21 protein-coding genes and 1 tRNA gene are annotated in these 19,300 nt (G+C 58.7%); 9 read left to right on the forward strand and 13 right to left on the reverse strand.

All coding sequences use genetic code 11. The features are described 5' to 3' along the window. Positions 1–137: 137 nt before the first annotated feature. From flgE to AC1RT4_RS13980, 6 genes are all read right to left on the reverse strand, one after another. Positions 138–1,463 (reverse strand): flagellar hook protein FlgE, encoded by a 1,326-nt coding sequence (gene flgE, locus AC1RT4_RS13955; RefSeq protein WP_493085763.1) that lies wholly within the window; start codon positions 1,461–1,463, stop codon positions 138–140. A gap of 30 nt (positions 1,464–1,493) precedes the next feature. Further along, positions 1,494–2,222 carry a flagellar hook assembly protein FlgD gene (gene flgD / locus AC1RT4_RS13960; protein WP_493085765.1) on the reverse strand — a complete coding sequence of 243 codons (729 nt, stop codon included), beginning with the start codon at positions 2,220–2,222 and terminating at the stop codon, positions 1,494–1,496. 15 nt (positions 2,223–2,237) lie between these two features. Continuing rightward, positions 2,238–2,681 (reverse strand): flagellar basal body rod protein FlgC, encoded by a 444-nt coding sequence (flgC, locus tag AC1RT4_RS13965; RefSeq protein ID WP_007960329.1) that lies wholly within the window; start codon positions 2,679–2,681, stop codon positions 2,238–2,240. 3 nt (positions 2,682–2,684) lie between these two features. Then, positions 2,685–3,092: a flagellar basal body rod protein FlgB gene (gene flgB / locus AC1RT4_RS13970; RefSeq protein WP_007960328.1), complete on the reverse strand. Its 408-nt coding sequence runs from the start codon at positions 3,090–3,092 to the stop codon at positions 2,685–2,687. Positions 3,093–3,331: 239 nt separating this feature from the next. Further along, positions 3,332–4,159, reverse strand: a complete 828-nt coding sequence (gene cheR, locus AC1RT4_RS13975; RefSeq protein ID WP_493085767.1) for a protein-glutamate O-methyltransferase CheR — start codon at positions 4,157–4,159, stop codon at positions 3,332–3,334. 47 nt (positions 4,160–4,206) lie between these two features. After that, positions 4,207–5,139, reverse strand: coding sequence for a chemotaxis protein CheV (locus AC1RT4_RS13980; protein WP_007960326.1), 933 nt, complete (start codon positions 5,137–5,139; stop codon positions 4,207–4,209). An 82-nt stretch (positions 5,140–5,221) separates the two neighbouring features. On the opposite strand from AC1RT4_RS13980, the gene flgA reads away from it, so the two are divergent. From flgA to AC1RT4_RS14000, 4 genes are all read left to right on the forward strand, one after another. Then, a complete protein-coding gene (gene flgA, locus AC1RT4_RS13985; protein ID WP_493086356.1) occupies positions 5,222–5,983 on the forward strand; it encodes a flagellar basal body P-ring formation chaperone FlgA in 762 nt (253 codons plus the stop codon). Positions 5,984–6,190: 207 nt separating this feature from the next. Then, on the forward strand, positions 6,191–6,517 hold the full coding sequence (gene flgM / locus AC1RT4_RS13990) for a flagellar biosynthesis anti-sigma factor FlgM (RefSeq protein ID WP_007960324.1): 327 nt from the start codon (positions 6,191–6,193) through the stop codon (positions 6,515–6,517). A 48-nt stretch (positions 6,518–6,565) separates the two neighbouring features. Continuing rightward, the gene (locus AC1RT4_RS13995; RefSeq protein ID WP_221615379.1) at positions 6,566–7,033 is read left to right on the forward strand and encodes a flagella synthesis protein FlgN; all 468 of its coding nucleotides are present in this window, start codon (positions 6,566–6,568) and stop codon (positions 7,031–7,033) included. Positions 7,034–7,128: 95 nt separating this feature from the next. Next, on the forward strand, positions 7,129–7,863 hold the full coding sequence (locus AC1RT4_RS14000; RefSeq protein WP_493085770.1) for a flagellar brake protein: 735 nt from the start codon (positions 7,129–7,131) through the stop codon (positions 7,861–7,863). A gap of 59 nt (positions 7,864–7,922) precedes the next feature. Here the strand turns inward: AC1RT4_RS14000 and AC1RT4_RS14005 are convergent, their stop codons facing one another. The 4 genes from AC1RT4_RS14005 to AC1RT4_RS14020 form a co-directional block, all read right to left on the reverse strand. Then, positions 7,923–9,281 (reverse strand): MFS transporter, encoded by a 1,359-nt coding sequence (locus tag AC1RT4_RS14005; RefSeq protein WP_493085772.1) that lies wholly within the window; start codon positions 9,279–9,281, stop codon positions 7,923–7,925. 68 nt (positions 9,282–9,349) lie between these two features. Continuing rightward, positions 9,350–10,591: a glutamine synthetase family protein gene (locus AC1RT4_RS14010; protein WP_162831797.1), complete on the reverse strand. Its 1,242-nt coding sequence runs from the start codon at positions 10,589–10,591 to the stop codon at positions 9,350–9,352. Positions 10,592–10,810: 219 nt separating this feature from the next. Beyond that, on the reverse strand, positions 10,811–11,503 hold the full coding sequence (locus AC1RT4_RS14015; protein ID WP_085668006.1) for a sensor histidine kinase: 693 nt from the start codon (positions 11,501–11,503) through the stop codon (positions 10,811–10,813). Then, positions 11,500–13,104: a response regulator gene (locus AC1RT4_RS14020; RefSeq protein ID WP_493085774.1), complete on the reverse strand. Its 1,605-nt coding sequence runs from the start codon at positions 13,102–13,104 to the stop codon at positions 11,500–11,502. Before AC1RT4_RS14020 ends, AC1RT4_RS14015 begins: the two co-directional genes overlap by 4 nt. A gap of 158 nt (positions 13,105–13,262) precedes the next feature. Between AC1RT4_RS14020 and AC1RT4_RS14025 the strand changes: the two genes are divergently transcribed. Then, positions 13,263–14,690, forward strand: a complete 1,428-nt coding sequence (locus AC1RT4_RS14025; RefSeq protein WP_493085777.1) for a lysozyme inhibitor LprI family protein — start codon at positions 13,263–13,265, stop codon at positions 14,688–14,690. Between the two features lie 69 nt (positions 14,691–14,759). On the opposite strand, the gene AC1RT4_RS14030 is transcribed toward AC1RT4_RS14025, so the two are convergent. Further along, a tRNA-Arg gene (locus AC1RT4_RS14030) sits at positions 14,760–14,836 on the reverse strand. Between the two features lie 284 nt (positions 14,837–15,120). Here AC1RT4_RS14030 and AC1RT4_RS14035 point away from each other — a divergent pair. Continuing rightward, positions 15,121–15,348, forward strand: coding sequence for a hypothetical protein (locus tag AC1RT4_RS14035; RefSeq protein ID WP_085701582.1), 228 nt, complete (start codon positions 15,121–15,123; stop codon positions 15,346–15,348). A gap of 20 nt (positions 15,349–15,368) precedes the next feature. Beyond that, on the forward strand, positions 15,369–15,548 hold the full coding sequence (locus AC1RT4_RS14040) for a PA3371 family protein (protein WP_493085779.1): 180 nt from the start codon (positions 15,369–15,371) through the stop codon (positions 15,546–15,548). Here AC1RT4_RS14040 and phnN read toward each other — a convergent pair. Further along, the gene (gene phnN / locus AC1RT4_RS14045; RefSeq protein WP_493085781.1) at positions 15,523–16,092 is read right to left on the reverse strand and encodes a phosphonate metabolism protein/1,5-bisphosphokinase (PRPP-forming) PhnN; all 570 of its coding nucleotides are present in this window, start codon (positions 16,090–16,092) and stop codon (positions 15,523–15,525) included. The genes AC1RT4_RS14040 and phnN overlap by 26 nt on opposite strands. Positions 16,093–16,481: 389 nt before the next feature. On the opposite strand from phnN, the gene AC1RT4_RS14050 reads away from it, so the two are divergent. Then, entirely contained in the window at positions 16,482–16,808 is a 327-nt protein-coding gene (locus AC1RT4_RS14050) for an Arc family DNA-binding protein (protein WP_003178899.1), read from the forward strand. 115 nt (positions 16,809–16,923) lie between these two features. Here the strand turns inward: AC1RT4_RS14050 and mgtE are convergent, their stop codons facing one another. After that, entirely contained in the window at positions 16,924–18,366 is a 1,443-nt protein-coding gene (gene mgtE, locus AC1RT4_RS14055; RefSeq protein ID WP_007960287.1) for a magnesium transporter, read from the reverse strand. A 320-nt stretch (positions 18,367–18,686) separates the two neighbouring features. Between mgtE and AC1RT4_RS14060 the strand changes: the two genes are divergently transcribed. Further along, positions 18,687–19,205 (forward strand): cell envelope protein SmpA, encoded by a 519-nt coding sequence (locus AC1RT4_RS14060; protein WP_493085784.1) that lies wholly within the window; start codon positions 18,687–18,689, stop codon positions 19,203–19,205. Positions 19,206–19,300: the final 95 nt, after the last annotated feature.

Consider the following 19,300-nt stretch of genomic DNA (forward strand, 5'->3'; position numbering starts at 1 on the left):
AAAAGCTCCAGCCCGCTCCTGCCAGGGAGAAAAAGGAACGACCGAGTCGCCTGTTCGAGTGGTACAGATACCCACCCAAAACCCGGACACAAAAAAGCCCCTCAAAGAGGGGCTCCTTGTACTACCAGATACCGGAATCAGGTCATCTGAATGATGGTCTGCATGATGGTGCTCTGGGTCGAGATCGTCTTGGCGTTCGCTTGATAGTTGCTCTGGCCCTTGATCAGGTCCACCAGCTCGTTGGTCAGGTTGACGTTCGACTCTTCCAGCGAGTTGGACACCACTTCACCCAGGGTACCGGTTTTCGGCGCGTCGTAACCCGGAACACCCGAAGCGAATGTCTCTTTCCAGCTGGTGCCACCGACCGGCTGAAGGCCTTGCTCGTTGGTGAAGCTGGCCAGTGCAACCTGGCCGATGGCCTTGCTCTGGTTGTTGCTGAAGTTGGCGAACAGCGTGCCGGTGCCGTCGATGGTCAGGTTGGTGATCTGGCCAGTGGCGTAACCATCCTGAGTCGGGATCGAACGCGCGGTGTCAGCGTTGTATTGAGTGGTCTTGGCCAGGGAAATGGTCACACCTGCCGGGTTTGCTGCTGCGCCGTTAGGCGTGAAGGTGCCGTTGGTCACGGTGCCCGGTACCCAGCCAGTCAGCTTCAAGTCGCTGCTGATGATCGGGTTGGTCGGGTCGGCCGGGTTTGGCGTACTGACCTGAAGCAACTTGCCGGCGCTGTCGAACGTCAGGGTCGACGCGACAGGAGGAGTAGTGACCGGGTTGCTGCCGGTTGCGTCCGGGTTGCGCCCGTCTACCAGGGTGTAAACCTTCCAGGTGTTGTCGGAGGTTTTCACCATGTACTGATCCATGACGTGGGAGTTGCCCTGGGTGTCATAGATCGGCGTGCTGAACGACTTGGTGTAGGACTCGAGCTTGGCCGGATCGAACGGGTAGGTCGTCTGGTTGATCGGCTTTTCCGACGAGTTCAGGTTGATCGTCGAGGTCACCGACGAAGTGGACTTCGGCGCCAGGTTCGAGGTGTCGATCTTCAGGTCGGTCAGCACGCCGTTGATGATCTTGCCGTTGGAATCCACACCGTAACCCTGCAGACGCGAGGTGTAGTCGGTATTGGTGATGTAGCCGTTGTTATCGACCTTGAACGTACCGGCACGGGTGTACGAAATCGAGCCGTTGTTGCTCATGGTGAAGAAACCGGAACCGTTGATCCCCATGTCCAGCACGTTGCCGGTGTTGTTGATGTCGCCCTGGGTGAACTGTTGGGAAACGTTGGCCAGGCGCACACCGTTACCGATGACCTTGCTGCCGCTGCCCAGACGGGTCGACGAGTAAACGTCTTCGAATTCCGCGCGGGAAGATTTGAAACCGGCGGTCGCGACGTTGGCGATGTTGTTGCCGGTCACGTCCAGTTGCTTGTTGGCTGCATAGAGACCGCTAAGGCCGATATTGAAAGACATATTCCACTCCTTTGTGCCGGTTAGTCGGCTCTATATACCAATGGTTTGTACTTTGGACAGGGCAACGGTGCCCTTGCCGGACAGGTTGAGCATCAGCTCGCCACCGGTCTGGCTGATCGTCACGCTGGTGACCGTGGCCGGCAGGTAAGTCGCCAGATCCGTCGCGGTACCGTTGATCGACGCGTTGGCCTTGAAGGTGTAAGTACCCACCGGCACCAGGGTGCCGGACGAGTCTTTGCCGTCCCAGGTAAAGCTGGCAGGGCCGGCGGCGCGACTGCCCAGATCGATGGTGCGTACGGTTTTTCCGTCCTTGTCGGTGATGGTCACCGTGCCGCCAGCGATGGAAGACGGGACATTCGCCGTACCGGTCAGCCCCTTGCTCGGATCATCGAGCTGTGCGGTATTGGTCTGCACGATCACGTTGCGGCCAACCAGCGAGGAAGCCTGCAGGGCTTGCGACGAGTTGTAGTTGCCGGCCAGCGAGCTGACGGTACTGTTGAGGGTGGTGATCCCCTCAAGGCTGCTGAACTGCGCCAACTGCGCAACGAATGCGCTGTTGTCCTGCGGATCGAGCGGGTTCTGGTTCTTCAGCTGGGTCACCAGCAATTGCAGGAACGCGTCCTTTCCAAGCGCCTGACCGCCGGTCGCGCTGTTGGTGGCCGAAGCAATGCCGCCGGTGGTGGTGCTACTGGTCTTCTTCGAAGAGTTGGCCAGTATGTCCTTCATCGTCAGGCTGCTGGTGGTATCGGAAACACTCATGGCAGTCGCCCCTTATCACTGACCGAGGGTCAGTACTTTCTGCATCATGGTTTTGGCGGTGTTCATCATTTCGGCGTTGGTCTGGAACGACCGGCTCGCGGAAATCATGTCAGCCATTTCTTCCACCACGTTGACGTTCGGGTAGTAGACGTAGCCCTTGGCGTCGGCCGCCGGATGGTTCGGCTCGTAGCGCGCTTCGAGGTTGCTCTGGTCTTCGACCACGCCCATGACCTGCACGCCCTGGCCGGCTGCGTCCTGGTTCTGGAACAGCGAATTGCTGCCGCCGCTCTGGCCGCCCTGAAACATGGTGGCGAACACCGGGTGACGGGCACGGTAAGTCTGGTCGATGCTCGACGAGACGGTCTCGGCGTTGGCGATGTTCGAAGCCACGGTGTTGAGACGGGTGGTCTGGGCGCTCATGCCGCTGCCGGCAATGTTGAAAACGCTGGACAGGGACATGGATTACTCTCCGCGCAGGGCTGACACCAGCCCTTTGAATTTGCTGTTGAGCAGGGTGAAGCTGGCCTGGAAGCCGACGGCGTTTTCCGCGTAGTTCGACTGTTCCAGCTGGGCATCCACGGTGTTCTGGTCGATCGACGGCTGCATCGGCGTGCGATACATCAGCGACTCGTCGCCATTGCCCAGGCCTTCAGCTTCGATGTGACGGCTGTTGGTCATGTTCAGGGCGATGGTGCCGTTGGCGTTCTTCTGGCTCTGTGCTTCGAGCACTTTGGAGAACTCCAGATCCCGCGCCTTGTAGTTCGGGGTGTCGGCGTTGGCGATGTTGTTGGCCAGCACTTCGGCACGCTGGGCGCGGAAGCCCAAAGCCTTTTCGTGAATGCCGAGCGCTTTATCGAAGCTGATGCTCATGTCGGGAACCTTCAGGTGACCGGATTTTTCGTAACAGGGTTATAGCAAGCGGCGTGCCAGTTTGAGAAAGCCCCGGATTACGGGGCTTTGCTCGGAACCGGCAACGCGGCAATGCCAGAAAAGCGGCAACCGGTTTCCGCCGGATGCCGCTTTTCTGCCGCCTGCCACCCGGCAAAACCTTCAGGCATAAAAAAACGGGAGCCCCTGAGGGCTCCCGTTTCTTGTGTTGCCGGTCTTGATCACTTCGCCTGGTAGATGATCCCCGGGCTGCACTGAACCATCTGGTAATGATCCGGCAGACCGTTCAGCGCCTCGGAAGCGCCAAGGAACAGATAACCGCCCGGCTTCAGCGTGCTGTGGATGCGCAACAGGATGTCCTTCTTCACCTCGGCGGAGAAGTAGATCAGCACGTTGCGGCAGAACACGATGTCGAACTTGCCCAGGCTTGCGTAGCTGTCGAGCAGGTTGAACGAGCGGAATTCCACCCGGTTCTTGATCGGCGCCTTGATCACCCAGCGCCCCGGCCCTTTCGGGTCGAAGTAGCGCTGCAGACGATCGGCGGACAGACCGCGACCGATCGCCAGGCTGTCGTACTCGCCGGTCTTGCAGTTGGTCAGCATGCTGCCGGACAGATCCGTGGCAACGATCTGCACGCCCATCTTCAACTGGCCGATGTTGGACCGCTCGAACTCGTCGATCGACATCGACAGCGAATAGGGTTCCTGACCCGACGAGCAGGCCGCCGACCAGATCCGCAGACGCTGGTTGGGAGCGGCCTTGATCGCCTCGGGCAGCACCTTGTTCTTCAAGACTTCAAACGGATAGGTGTCGCGAAACCACAGGGTTTCGTTGGTCGTCATGGCATCGACCACCTGCTCGCGCAAACCGCTGCGCGGCTGGGTCTGGATGCGCTGAACCAGCTCACCCAAGGACTTGATGCCTTGCTGCTCCATCAGTTTGTTGAGACGGCTCGACACCAGGTACTGCTTGTTTTCACCGAGCAAAATGCCACAGGCTTTTTCCAGGAAGACCCGGAACTGTTCGAAATCCAAATTACCCGTAGACAAATGATGCCGCCTCTTAAATCGTGTTGAACGCCAGGGGCAGAAGGCCCTTAGCTGATATCTGCTGCTTTGATCCGGTCGACTACCCGGGATGCCAGGTCATCAGGACGGAACTTGGCCAGGAAGTCATCGGCACCGACTTTCTTGACCATCGCCTGATTGAACACACCCGACAACGAAGTATGCAGGATGATATGAAGCTTTTGCATGCGAGGGTCGCTGCGGATCTCGGCCGTCAGGGTGTACCCGTCCATCTCCGGCATTTCGATGTCGGAGATCATCATCAGGAACTCTTCTTCCGGCTTCTTGCCCTCGTCGACCAGCTTGCGCAGGTAATCCAGCGCCTGCTTGCCGTCGTTCAACGCCACCACTTCGACCCCGACCGTCTGCAGGCAACGCGTCACCTGCTTGCGCGCCACCGACGAGTCATCGACCGTCAGCACCCGCAGCGACAACGCCTTGCTCTGGGTCTCGACATCCACTACGCCGACCGAAATCGCTTCCGGGGTCGGCGCCACTTCCGCCAGCACCTTCTCGACGTCGATGATTTCGACTAACTGATTGTCGACCCGAGTCACAGCGGTCAGGTAATGATCGCGTCCGGTGCCCTTGGGCGGCGGATGAATCTCTTCCCAGTTCATGTTCACGATACGTTCCACCGAGCGCACCAGGAAACCCTGGGTCTTGGTGTTGTATTCCGTGATGATCACGAACGGACTGTTCTTGTCTTTCAAAGCACCGGAGCCGGTCGCCATCGCCAGATCAAGGATCGGAATGGTCGCCCCCCGGATATTCGCCACCCCGCACACGACAGGACTGGACTTGGGCATCAGCGTCAGTTGCGGGCATTGCAGCACTTCCCGAACCTTGAACACGTTGATCCCGTAGAGCTGCTGGCCGTCGAGACGGAACAACAACAGCTCCAGGCGATTCTGCCCCACCAGTTGCGTGCGCTGGTTCACCGAATCCATTACACCAGCCATGCCCAGACTCCTACACCAACGCCAAGTGTTGTTGCGACGCACATTCATTGCTAAACGGCACGGCGCTTGCTTTTTAACTCGTATGAACGCTCAAACGACATTTTTCCGACGCCTGACACCTCCCCTCCGCAGAGGGCTTTGTGCGATGTCCGCCGTTTGCCTTTTTTTCGCTGGCAGCCCTGCCGGTGCTGATGCGGTTACCTTGCCTGACATGCTTATCGGCGTCACTCAGGGCTTTCTTGAATTCACCGTAGAAGACTATCTGGCTACCAGTCAAACGGAAGGCCGTTATGAAATCGAGGTCAACCAGCTCGACCCACGCATGCGCATGCCTATGTGCGACAAGGAATTGACAGCGACACTGGAGAGTCCGGCACGTCCTCTGGGCCGTGTCACGGTCAAGGTCCGCTGCGAAGGTGCCTCCCCCTGGACGGTGTTCGTGCCCGCTCAAGTCCGCCTGTTTCGCGAGATTGTCACCACCACGCGGCCACTCAAACGCGCCGGCATCATCGAGCCTCAGGACGTGACCTTGCGCGAGCGCGACGTCAGCACGATCAATCAGGGTTTCCTGACGTCGGTGGATGAAGCCATCGGACAGAAATTGACCCGACCAACGGTCGCCGATCAGGTCATTACCCTGGTGCATCTGGAACAGGCGGAAGTGGTTCGCAAGGGCGATCAAGTGGTGATCACTGCCCGCAGCGGCACCCTCGCCGTGCGGATGCCGGGCGAAGCGCTGGCCAACGGCGGCCTGAAAGAACAGATTCGGGTGAAGAACCTCAACTCCCAACGGGTCATCAAGGCGCAGGTTGTGGCGCCCGGCCAGGTAGAAGTGGCCATGTAAGCGGCGATGTGAGCGGCGGCATGAACGGATATTTGAAAAGCCCCTGAGTACTCAAGCAGAAAACTGGCGCTGACCAGAGCTGTTCCCTAAACTGTGCCGCAGCAGGATCTGCTACGGCGCATGCAAGCTCATTGCTAAATGAGCCTAAAGTTTTCCAGGGGATGGCCGAGAACATGGCAAGCGTCCAAATTCCCAGAGGTTTTTAACATGGTCATCGATTTCAGCCGTTTGAACAGCTCCTCGTCACTTACGGGCAGTACGCGTACCAGCAACGCCAAGGAAACCGCCGAAACCGGCACCTCCGCGCCGCTGAATACCCCGGCCGAACAGGCCAGTACCGCAAAAAGCGGGGAATCGGTACACCTCAGCAATGAGGCTCAACAGTTGCAGAAGGTCACTGACAAGCTGCGCGATCAGCCTGCCGTCGACAAAGCCCGCGTGGCCGAGTTGAAAGCAGCGATTGCCGATGGCAGCTACAAGGTCGACAGCAACCGTGTAGCCAGCAAACTGCTCAATTTCGAAGCCCAGCGCTAGGCCTCGGTCAGCGCCAGGCTTTTGGACGCTTAAAACCCAAGGCCAGCCATGCACGACACTAATTTATTGCAACTGATCACCGACGACTTTGCTCCAGCTCAACAATTGCTGGAGTTACTGCAAACCGAGTCCCTCGCCTTGCACGGTCGCGACATGCCTCTGCTGGAAGAAATTCTGGCGAACAAGCAGGCATTGATCATTCTGCTCGAACAGCATGGCCGCAAACGCAGCGAAATCCTCGCCAGCCTCAATCTGTCGATCGACCGCGCCGGCCTGGAGCAACTGGCCAGCCAGTCGAGCATCGGCGACCAGTTGCTGAGCCAGAGTGATGTCCTGACCGACCTGATCGCCCAGTGCCAGGCAGCCAACGCCAGGAATGGCCAGTCGATCGTGATGCAACAGGCCGCCACGGCCAATCAGCTGAAAATCCTCACCGGCGGCGAACCTCCAGCGCTCTACGATGCCAGCGGCACCTTCTCCAAACTGCAGAAACCGCGCGCGCTCAGCCAGGCGTGATGCTTTCTTCTATGCTTGCGCCCTATCAACGTGCGAAACATGCTGGCAAAATACTGGCCAGCCGTAGTCAAATTTTGTCTGGAGATTGATTTAACGTGTCCAACGATGACGCTCCGCAGCCCCCAAAGGTGCTCACCACGCCCCTGGAGATCTCCAGCAATCTGCGCCAGCTGCAAGAGAGCCACGATCCGCTGATCATTACGTTCCACGAGCGCAGCCAGCGCTTCCAGAGCTACCTGATTGAAGTCGATCGCGAGAACGGTTCGATCAAGCTTGATGAAATGATCCCGCGCGACGGCGAACGTTTTCTGGAAGCAGGCGAACCGTTCAAGGTTGAGGGCTTTCATGATGGCGTGCGCATTGCCTGGGAATGCACAGGGACGCTGAGCATCAAGGATTCCGACGGCGACCGCTTCTACACCGGCGACCTGCCCACCGAAGTGGTTTATCACCAGCGCCGCAATGCCTTTCGCGCCGCACTGAAACTGACCGACCTGGTCAGCGTGGTGCTCAGCGGCGAAAAGCTCAAGGCACCGCTGGATGGCAAATTGCTGGACATCTCGGCCACGGGTTGCAAGCTGCGCTTTGAAGGCGATATCACCGACCGCCTGCAATTGGGCCAGGTCTATGATCGCCTGATCGCCGTACCGCTGTTCGGCAACCAACCGGTGTCGGTCGAGCTGCGTTACCTGCACTTCGAAGAAAAACTCAACATCACCTTCGCCGGCCTGCGCTTTCACAACATCAGCGGCCCGGCGGCCCGCAACGTCGAGCGCTTCGTTTATCAACTGCAGCGCGAAGCGCGTCGGTTCGATAAAGACGATCTCTGATCGGCAGGCATAAAAAACGGGCAGTCATTTTAGTGACTGCCCGTTTTTTTATGCCCGGATCAAGGCTTGGCGGGAGTGATGTCCGGCCCTTCGCCCTCGACTGTCGGCTCGGTTGGCACAACAGGTTCTGGTTCCGGCTCGGGTTCCGGAGCGACCGTATTCTGCATCTGCTCCTGCACCACCTGCTCGTCAACCCGCGGGTCAAGCGCTGCCACCAGCGGCGAACTGGACATGCTGTCCGGCATCGCCACGTGATGCAACGGCGCATCGTCGACCTGGTGCAGATTGGTCACGGCTTTCGGCCGGATCCGCCACACCAGCACCAGCGCGAAAAAGGTGAAGAACGCATACAGGCTTTGCGGCCCGAACAGCTTCATCAGCACCCCGGCCGCCAGCGGCCCGATACTCGCCCCCACGCCGTAAGTCACCAGCAACATCGCCGTCAGCGACACCCGACGCTCGCCTTCGACGTGGTCGTTGGAGAACGCCACCGCCAACGGGTACAGGCAAAACTGCACCAGCGAGCAGAGGAAGCCGACCACGAACAACACCTCCAGCGGCACCTGCGGCAGGATCGCCAGCGGCAACGCGGCAATCGCGAGGAACAACGCAAAGCAGCGAATCAGCAGCGCCCGGTCATAGCGGTCGGACAACCAGCCCAACGGCCACTGCACCACCAGCCCGGCAAAAATGCAGCTACCCATGAACAGACCGACCTGCTCGGTGGACAGCCCCTGCTGCGAGGCATACAGCGGCGCCAGACCGTAGAACGAACCGATGATCAGCCCGGCCCCGAGCACCGTACTCAACGACTGCGGCACGCGCTTGATAAAGAAGCGCGGCTCCATCGGCGCCGGATGCAGCGGCGCCGGGTGAATCCGCCGGGTCAGCGCCACCGGCACCAGGCACAGCGCAAAGCACAATGCGACCAGCATCAGCAGTTCCAGGCCAAGGCCCGGGTGCATGACCAGAATCAGCTGACCGAGCACCAGCCCCAGATACGACGCGATCATGTAGCCGCTGAACACCAGCCCGCGCTGATTGGCGTCGGCCTGCTCGTTCAGCCAGCTCTCGATCACCATGTACTGACACATCATGCCCAGACCAACGATGGTCCGCAGCACCAGCCAGGCCGGCAGCCAGTCCACCAGACCATGACCGAGCACCGCCGCGCCGACGATCCCGGCACACGCCGAGTAGGCGCGGATATGCCCGACCCGGGCAATCAGGCGGTGACCGATCTTGCCGCCCAGCACCAGACCGAAATAGTTGGCCGCCATCAACGCACCGACCCACAACCCGTCGACATGGTCGGCAGCCAGACGCAAAGCCAGATAAGTAGAAAGAAGGCCCGAGCCGATCAACATCATCAGCGAGGCGAAATACAGCGCTCGAAAGGATTTCCAGATTTGGCGCATCGGCGTTCCGAGCGGCTCCTTGCGGTAAGTATCGGGCTATCAAACGATAGCCCGACGGCGACATTTCGTCAGGCCTGGGCTGCTAGAACACGGCGTTCCCAGGGAGTGATTTCATCAAAGAAACTGGTCAACTCCATGGTCTTCGAAGCGATGTAGCCTTCGATGAACTCCGTGCCGAACAGTTCCTTTGCAAGCTGGCTGCGCTTCAGACGTTCGAGCGCCGCGTGCAGAGTGCACGGCAGCGAAAGATGGTCCGGCACGTCGAACTCGCCCTGAATCGCTTCGCTTGGCTCAAGCTCATGCTCGATGCCGTACAAGCCGGCAGCCAGGCTTGCGGCAATCGCCAGATACGGGTTGGCATCGGCGCCCGGCAAGCGGTTCTCGACCCGACGCGCAACCGGCGAACTGGCCGGAATACGCAGGCCGGCAGCGCGGTTGTCGTGGGACCAGCAGGCATTGTTCGGCGACGCAAACGGATGGCACAGGCGCTGGTAGGAATTGACGTTCGGCGCAAACAGCGCGGTGAAGTCGGCCATGCCCGCCTGCTGACCGCCGATGAAGTGGCGGAACATCGCAGTCGGCTGACCGTCCGCGTCGCTGAACACATTCTTGCCGCTGCCGATTTCGACGATGCTCTGGTGAATGTGCATCGAACTGCCCGGCGTGTGCGCCAGCGGTTTGGCCATGCAGACCACGGTCAGGCCATGCTTGAGTGCGACTTCCTTGAGCAGGTGCTTGAACAGGAAGGTCTGGTCGGCCAGCAGCAGCGGATCGCCGTGCAGCAGGTTGATCTCGAACTGGCTGACGCCCATTTCGTGCATGAAGGTATCGCGCGGCAGGCCGAGGGCCGCCATGCACTTATAGACTTCACTGAAGAACGGCCGCAGACCGTTGTTGGAACTGACGCTGAACGCCGAGTGACCGTCCTCGCGACGACCGTCGAGGCCGACTGGCGGCTGAAACGGCTGGGTCGGGTCGGTGTTCGGAGCGAACACAAAGAATTCAAGTTCGGTCGCCACCACCGGCGCCAGACCGAGGGCTGCGTAGCGGGCAATGACCTTCTTGAGCTGACCCCGGGTCGACAGGTTGGAGCTTTCGCCGGTCAGCTCGTCGGCATCACAGATTGCAAAGGCCCGTGGCTCTTCACTCCATGGCAACGGGTGAATCTGCGCCGGGTCAGCCACCAGGGCCAGGTCACCGTCATCGCTGCCATAGAATTTCGCAGCGGGATAACCGCCCATGATGCATTGCAGCAGCACCCCCCGGGCCAACTGCAAACGCCGCCCTTCGAGGAAGCCCTCGGCGGTCATTACCTTGCCACGTGGCACGCCGTTCAAATCCGGCGTGACACATTCAATCTCATCAATGCCCGTCAATCGCTGCGCGAGTGAACGCTGGCCATCGGTTGTCATGACGCAATCCTTGTTATTGTGCGAGCCGCGAACGGCGACCCGGACAAAATAGGCTTCGGCTGTTCGGAATATCAAGCAGCAGCCAACAAAAAGAATTCCGGTCGATGAATCCGTGATTCAGGGCAGGTAAATACTGAACACACCGCCGCCCAACGGGCCGCCATTACGGATCTCGGTCCGGCCGCCAACACCGTTACGCTGATGCAGCGCCGCGATGCGCCCGGCGAAGTACAGACCGAGGCCGGTACTGCCGCTGCTGTGGTTGATGCCCTGCACGTAATCGGCCTGGCGCTCGAGCATTTCGGCGGGGTAACCGTCGCCGTCGTCATTGATGCTCAGCACCAGTTGACCGGCTTCGTCGCTGACGGTAATCAGCAGCGATTCACGGGCATAACGGATCGCGTTGTTGATGCAGTTGCCCAGCACCGAGGCGATCAGTTCACGGTCGAAAAAACCCAGTGGACTGAGCGGATCGACTTCGTAAGTGGCGATGATTCCACGGCTGGCGAACACTTCCTGATGCGCCGCCAGTTGCGCCTCGATGAAATCGTCCAGCTCGTGATAGGCCGGCTGCAGCGGCATCTGATTGACCCCGAGCTTGTACAGCCCGAGCAACTGCACCAGCATGCCGTTGAGGTGGGCGAACTCGAAGTCGATCACGCCCTGCTCCGCCCCTTGGCGCTGTGCCTCGGGCAGACGCGCCAGCCATTGGCTGTGGGCCTGCATCAGCATCGCCAGAGAGTTCTTCATGTCGTGCACGGTGGAGGCGATCACCGTGGAAAAATCCAGTGCCTGCTCGTCTTGGTTCATTCGCCAAACGCCTTGCTTTTCAGCTTCTGATAACGCGGATAACGCGCGTCGGTGTCGGGCATCAGGCCCACCAGTTTCAGGCAGGCCCGACATTCTTCCAGCTCCGCCGACGGCACATTGGTGTCGGTGCCGTGCAGCAGCGACTGGGCCATGTTCAGCGCGATACTGATGTTCTTCGGTTGCATCTTCAGCGCCTTGCGGAACACCTCGCGGGCCTCCACCAGGTTGCCGGTCTTGTACACGCGCACGCCCTGACGGTTGAGGTCGGCGGCGGCATTGCTGGAGCTGAGAATAGTCGGGTCGTCGGTGAGCTTGGCGATGTCTTTCATCACCGTCGGGTCATCGCCGTAGATTTCCGCGCAACTCTTGAGCATCGAGGTGCCCGCCTCGGCCTGGCCGAGCATCTGCAATTGCTTGGCGACCAGCAGCGCGGCTTCGGGGCTCATGAACTGCTCCATGCCGTCGAGGCGCATCAGCGCTTGTTCGGTGAGTTTTTCGGCGGTCTCGGCATCGTTGAGCAGCAGGCTCGTGGCCTTCATCAGACGCGCGCGAATCTGCAGGCCCGGATCGGTCGGGTTTTCTTTCGCCACCGCACTCAGTGTGGTGTTGATCTCCAGACGCGTGCGGGTGTCGAGCCCGCGCTCGCTGCCCTTGCTGATCAAAGCATGGGCCAGGCCCAGATTGCTTTCCGGATCCTTGAACCGCGATTGCGCGCCCTGAGTCACCGCCTGACGATAAGCCCGGGAAGCGGTGTCGAAATCTTCGTTGGCCATCGCCAGTTTGCCCAGCAACGCCTGACGGCGCACCGCCAGCGGCGACAGGCGAATCGCCTCCTCCAGCACTTGCTGCGCGCCTTTGGTATCGCCTTCGGCGACCAGCACGTCGGCCATGCCGTCGTACAGCGCCGGCATCATCGGGAACACCTTCAGGGCTTTTTCGTAAACGCCTTTAGCCTGGCTGACCTGCCCGCGCTTGAACAGCAATTTGCCCAAACCGGCAAACGCCCACGGCAACGGCCGGTCAGCAATGATGCTGTCGTAAAGGCGCTCGAGCGCTTCGTTCTGGTTCATGTCGCGCAACGCATCGGCGCGATAGCGCAGGCACAGCGGCGAATAACGGATGTCCTGCTTGCACAGGGCGATACAGGCGTTGAGCACCTCGACCGGTTTGCCACGGTCGAGGGCTTGCAGAATCGGCTTGAGCAGGGTCTTGCGCTGCTCCAGACGCTCCAGCCGCTGAGCCAGGCCGGAGCGATTGAAAGGTTTGGTCAGGTACGCGTCCGGCTCGTGCTCCAGAGCACTGAGCACCATCGCCTGGCTGGTCTCGGCCGTGACCATCACGAACACCGCTTCGTGACTGATCAGCTTCTCCATCATCAGGTCTTCCAGCACCTGCTGACCGTTCTTCTTGCCGTCACCGAGGTGGAAGTCCTGGAGGATGAAATCGTAGGACTTCTGCGCACACATTTTCAGCGCCTGCTCACCGGTGTCGGCGGTGTCCACATCCTTGACGCCCAACTCGCGCAACATCGAACGCACGGAACTGCGGAAATCCGAGAAATCATCGACGATCAGAAAACTCTTTTGGTGATACGACAGCATCGAGGATTTCCAGGCAATTGAAGAGGATGGACCATTTCCAGGCGCGCAGATGATAGCTGCCGGCCAAATGCTATCAAGCGATTTCGCGCGACTCTGAAGTCACCGAACGGGTTATCGGCCGGATCAGCGGTTCTCTTGAAGCGAGGGTTCAAGATTCATTGCGCAAGGATTACCCTGCGCGGCGCTTCTCACCTTCCAACGACAAAGGATTCATCGTGTACATCAAGGGACGTTACATCGTGTCGGCCTGTGCGCTGCTATTTTTTCAGCAGGCACTGGCGAGCGGAATGGACTGCACAAAGGCTGTGAGTGTTGTGGAGAAGGCGATTTGCGCGGACAAGCCGTTGCATGAGCTGGATGCGCAGATGGGGGCGGCTTATCGGAAGTTGATGAAGGCTGCACCGGCGCAGGCCGACGCGAAAAAGGCCCAGCGTCAGTGGCTGAAGGAGCGTGATCGATGTGGCGAGGAGGTCAGCTGTCTGAGCCAGCGTTATCAAAATCGCTTGCAGATTCTGAACGCGCAGTGGATTGCTGCACTGGCTTACCAGCCAGACGAGACTGATAAACAGGCAATGGCCGATCTGCAGCAACGAATTCAGGAGATGAGCAAGAACCATCCCGAGTTTGCGCTGGAACTGACCCTTGAATCTCTGCGGACCAAAACCACTGAGACTTCATTCTCTGGCGAGACCGGTGAAGATGACCAAACCCTCTTTCCCAAGACCCGGCCCACAGATGTCACGAAGGACGAGTGGAAGGCGCTGACCGCCTCGGATATCACCGGAGCGGTTGATTTCGGTCAGACCTCCTACACCCTGATGGATCTGGATGGCGATGAGCAGCGCGATCTGATCGTGTCGACTTATGCCGGTGGCACGGGGTTGTTCACCTACACGGAAACTTACCGTCGCACTCAAGACCGTTTCATCCGAAGAGCCGTTGCGCTCGGCCCCGAAAAGAGCGCCGAAAGTTATCTTTTTTACACCAATGATCGAGGCGCAAACCAATCCAACGAATGGATCAAGCTCAACGGCAAAGTGTATGCGGCCTATCGCAACGGAGCCTACGGTGTTGATCAGATCTACTTGCTCAACCCTTTAAATATCAACAGCGACGTTCCTACCTTAACGGTTGGTTATCGGTATGACCTCGATGTGCCCCACATCCAGCACAAAGAAGATGGTGCAACTGCCTACGAGCTCGAACCGACTCTGCGCCAGACGCTCAACCAGGCATTGGCAAAACTGAACGAAGGCGATTCCGCGAAAGCCACTACTCAGAAGAGTCCGCTCTGCCCCATTCCTCCAGAGGGAGCCGGAGAAAACGATTACTACAGTTATGGCCCCACGCATTACACCATCGAAATGGTGGCCGATTTACCCGTGATCATCGGAAGCGATTGCTACATCGGGGCATTGGTTGACTGGTTTGGCAATTACAGCGAAAACGGAGGGCTTTCAGCACAGCTGGCACTGCGTAAACCGGATTCAGACGAGGGTGGGCGCACTTACGAAGTCAATGGGCGTCGACATCTGACCGGAGTGAGCACTTCGATTGGAAAAGTCGAGCCGGATGACGGGATCTAGCCTTTGGCGTCCTGGACCGGCCAGCAAAAAAGCCCCGCCAGATCACTCTGCGCGGGGCTTTTCAATAGATGGTGTCCCAGGGCAGGTTCGAACTGCCAACCTTCCCCTTAGGAGGGGGATGCTCTATCCAATTGAGCTACTGGGACACGGGACTGTCGATGCGACAGACGGCGTGCATGTTAACGGCCGGGCCCTGATTTGTCATGTCGTCCGCAGGGCTTTTTAAGTGTAGGCAGGCGCCTTGCAAGGGTGCCGGACATTTTACCGTGCAATTTGCATCGCCGCAAAAAGCCATCATTGCAAAATGCAATGCGCCATCTTCGAAAAACCCTGTTAAATGCTTGTTTTTAAAGGACTTAACAGCGGTTAGACTATTGGCACGACGGCTGCTTTACCGGTTCTTATACAAGAACAATCGGAGACTCGTCTCATGAACAGCGCCCTCGTGTTCGCAAACGCAATCGCACTGGCCGTCCTGGTGGGCTTTCACTTCGTCCCCGAGGACAACGAGAAAGTGGCCGGGCGCATGCCGCATTACCTGCAAGTGCAGAAGGCGCCGCAATGGGCGGTGTTGAGCGATCAGAGCTTCGCCCCGCAAGCGGTCAGCGAGTCTGAACAGGCGTTACCGGCGCATTCGACTGAACGTCTGGTTTTTTGAAATATCTTCAGGAGTACAGCATGTCCAAGTCAGCTGCAGGATTTCTGATCCTCGCCTTATTGAGTGGCCTCGGGCATCTTTCGCTGTTCGAGGAAACCGAAATATCCCTGCCCCTGATCGGTTGCGGCGTCTTTTCGGCGCTGTTCGTATTGGCGCTGGTGGCCGGTCGCAAGATCAAGTTTGATCCGGTATTGCGCTGACCCTGACCAGCTCCAGCAGATGATTGACGGCATCGGCGAGGTCGCCCGAGTTATCGATCAGGTGCACAGGGCTATCGGTTGAACGCCTGTCCTTGAACAGCGTGTTGCGGGCCAGCCTTGCATCGATCTGCTCAAGCGTCTCCCGGCCACGTCGGAGCAGGCGCTCACGCAAGACGTTATCTCGCACCGTCAGCAACACCGGCACCAACGTCGGATAGCTTTCCAGCGCTTGCCGAAGGTTCGCCCGAGAACCGTTCACCAGGACGTGTTTACCGGCTTTTAACCATTGGTCCATTTCCACCGGAATCCCGTAGGCGAGACCGTTGGCCTCCCACGCCAGCGAAAACTCGCCGGCGCGCTGACGTTGCTCAAACTCCTGGGGCGTCACGCCGATCGCATCCTCGCCCACGGATTCGGCCGAGCGGGTGATCACTCGCCTGATGATTTCGCAGTTCAACGCTTGCAAGGGTTCCCGCGCAGCCTCGATCAGACTGTCCTTGCCGGAGCCGGAAGGTCCCATGAGGTAAATCAGCCTGCCATCCATCCTGAAAACGCCCTCCGGCGGGCATTTGCCCCTAGTAAATCGGCCATTTGCCACTATCCTGTACAAGGTAAGGAACAACGATTCAACCCGCATAGCATGCACGTTCTGACGCCTTCGGGCATCAGTCGACGTGTTTCAGGACGCGGTCAGCGATACGGGCCGATGCTTTCTTTTCAAACCAGTCCGCATTTCTGATAATTGGTGCTGGCATTACGCCTTTACCCGGATCAATATTTGTCACAGAATTGACGCCAATGATCTGGCAATTTTGAGGCATGATGCGCGCCTCATGACAATTCAGGTTGAACCATTTGGCGCGGATACTTGTCCTACCACACATCCTGCGGCCAATCCCGAGAACCGCTCCCCTGAACTAACCGGTTAAATATATGCGCCCATTGAAACAGGCAATTTATTCCAGCCGTACGGCTGACAAGTTCGTCGTACGTCTGCCAGACGGAATGCGTGAACGCATTGCCGAAGTGGCTCGCAATCATCATCGCAGCATGAACTCCGAGATCATTGCGCGCCTTGAGCAGAGTCTTATTCAGGAAGGTGCACTGGGCGAAGAGCTGAGCATGCGCCTGGACAGCCCGGAGCTGTCGCTGCACGAACGCGAGTTGCTGCAACGCTTCCGCCAACTCTCCCATCGCCAGCAGAACGCGCTGGTTTCTCTGATCGCCCACGACGCCGAAATGGCCGCAGACGCATCCTGAGTCAAACCGAACATCTCAAGCCAGCATGAATGCTGGCTTTTTTTTGCCTGCGATTCGGGCTTCTCACAGGCAAAAAACAGCCCGCCAATTGGCGGGCTGTTTTTTTTGCAGTCGGTCAGAGCAGGAAAATCGTCGCCAGCCCCAGGAAGATGAAGAAGCCACCACTGTCGGTCATGGCCGTGATCATCACACTGGCGCCCATCGCCGGATCGCGGCCCATCTTGGCCAGGGTCATCGGGATCAACACCCCCATCAAAGCTGCAAGTAGCAGGTTCAATGTCATGGCGGCGGTCATCACCACGCCCAGCGACCAGCTGCCATAGAGCAAGTAAGCGACCACACCGATCACCCCGCCCCAGACCAGGCCATTGATCAACGCCACGGCCAGCTCTTTGCGCATCAGGCGCGAGGTGTTGCCGGTGCTGACCTGGTCGAGCGCCATGGCGCGAACGATCATGGTGATCGTCTGGTTGCCGGAGTTGCCACCAATGCCCGCCACGATCGGCATCAGCGCCGCCAGAGCCACCAGCTTCTCGATCGAACCTTCGAACAGGCCGATCACCCGCGATGCGACGAACGCCGTGATCAGGTTGATCGCCAGCCATGCCCAACGGTTGCGCAAGGATTTCCAGACGGAGGCGAAGATATCTTCCTCTTCACGCAGACCCGCCATGTTGAGGACTTCGCTTTCGCTCTCCTCACGAATCAGGTCGACCATTTCGTCGATGGTCAGACGGCCGATCAGCTTGCCGTTCTTGTCGACCACCGGGGCCGAGATCAAGTCGTAACGTTCGAACGCCTGAGCGGCGTCGTAGGCGTCTTCATCCGGGTGAAAACTCACCGGGTCACTGGCCATGACTTCGGAAACCTGTTTCTCCGGGTCATTGACCAGCAAACGCTTGATTGGCAGCACGCCCTTGAGCACGCCGTCGTAGTCGACCACGAACAGTTTGTCGGTATGGCCCGGCAGCTCTTTCAGGCGACGCAGGTAACGCAGAACCACTTCGAGACTGACATCCTCACGGATGGTCACCATCTCGAAGTCCATCAGCGCACCGACCTGCTCCTCGTCGTAGGAGAGGGCCGAACGCACACGTTCGCGTTGTTGCTGATCCAGAGTCTCCATCAGCTCATGGACGACGTCTCGCGGCAGCTCGGAAGCCAGGTCAGCAAGTTCGTCGGCATCCATGTCCTTGGCTGCTGCCAGGAGCTCGTGATCGTCCATGTCGGCGATCAGCGTTTCACGGACGGAATCGGATACTTCGAGAAGAATGTCGCCGTCGCGATCGGCCTTGACCAGTTGCCAGAGCGTCAGACGATCGTCCAGCGGCAAGGCTTCAAGAATATAGGCGACGTCGGCGGAGTGCAGATCATCGAGCTTGCGTTGCAACTCGACGAGATTTTGCCGGTGGACCAAGTTCTCGACCCGGTCATGATGCGGGCCTTCCTGGCGATGAGTCAGGTCTTCGACGACCCGCTGGCGCTGCAGCAGCTCGACGACCTGAGCCAGGCGATCCTGCAGGCTTTCCTGTGTTTTCTTTACTTCGATTTCGGACATAGGCGAACTCCACTCCCAGCAGCGGGGCACGCCGGAAGGATCAATCAGTCAATTCATGATTGGTGAAACGGGTTACTGAATAACTACTGGGTAAGTCCATGGAGGTTTTCCATAAGCCCCGGCGAGGCTGACGGGCGCAATGATACACCGCCTGACGGTTTTAAACGTTAAAAAATCGCGGCTGAAACAAGCGCTTGCGAGACAAAGCTGAGCGCTGTCCTGATCCTTCACACTGCGACGACTCATCCTGAAAAGAAAACACACCGGCGGTGAAAAAACTGCCGACTACGCTTGAGGAAGATCGTCATGGAGGACGCCGAATGCCATCGAAAACATCCCGATTCATGCTGACCACCCTGCTCTGCCTGCCCACCATAGGGAACGCAACGACACTTCATCGCTGCGAAGCTTCTGATGGTAGCGTCACGTTCACCACATTGAGCTGCGCGAACGATGAGCACCTTTCACTGCAGGAAGTTCGCCCCTACTCACCTGGCTCGACGGTCACCCTGATACCCGAAGCCCGGCACGAAGAAATATCCGGTATGAATATCAGAAAACGAGAAATGGCCGTCGTCGGGCGCACCCAGGACAAATGCGGAGATCTGATCGACGCGCGGCAGAAACGCGAGGCGATCATCAATCAACGAATCATCGCCGGCATGAGCCAACAGGATGTTGAAAGCGCTCTGGGCAAACCCGACAAGGTGAGCATCCGAAATTCGGCAACGAGTTATCGTTACGACCTCAAACGAGGCCGCAGTGCTCAAATCGATTTTGATGAGAAAGGATGCGTGACGGGAAAAGCCAAATCCCGGACAGCAAAAAGCCCGCGTTAAACGCGGGCTTTTCGGTATATGGTGCACTCGACAGGATTCGAACCTGTGACCGCTCGGTTCGTAGCCGAGTACTCTATCCAGCTGAGCTACGAGTG

The organism is Pseudomonas sp. GW821-FHT11D10 (genome assembly GCF_058808435.1).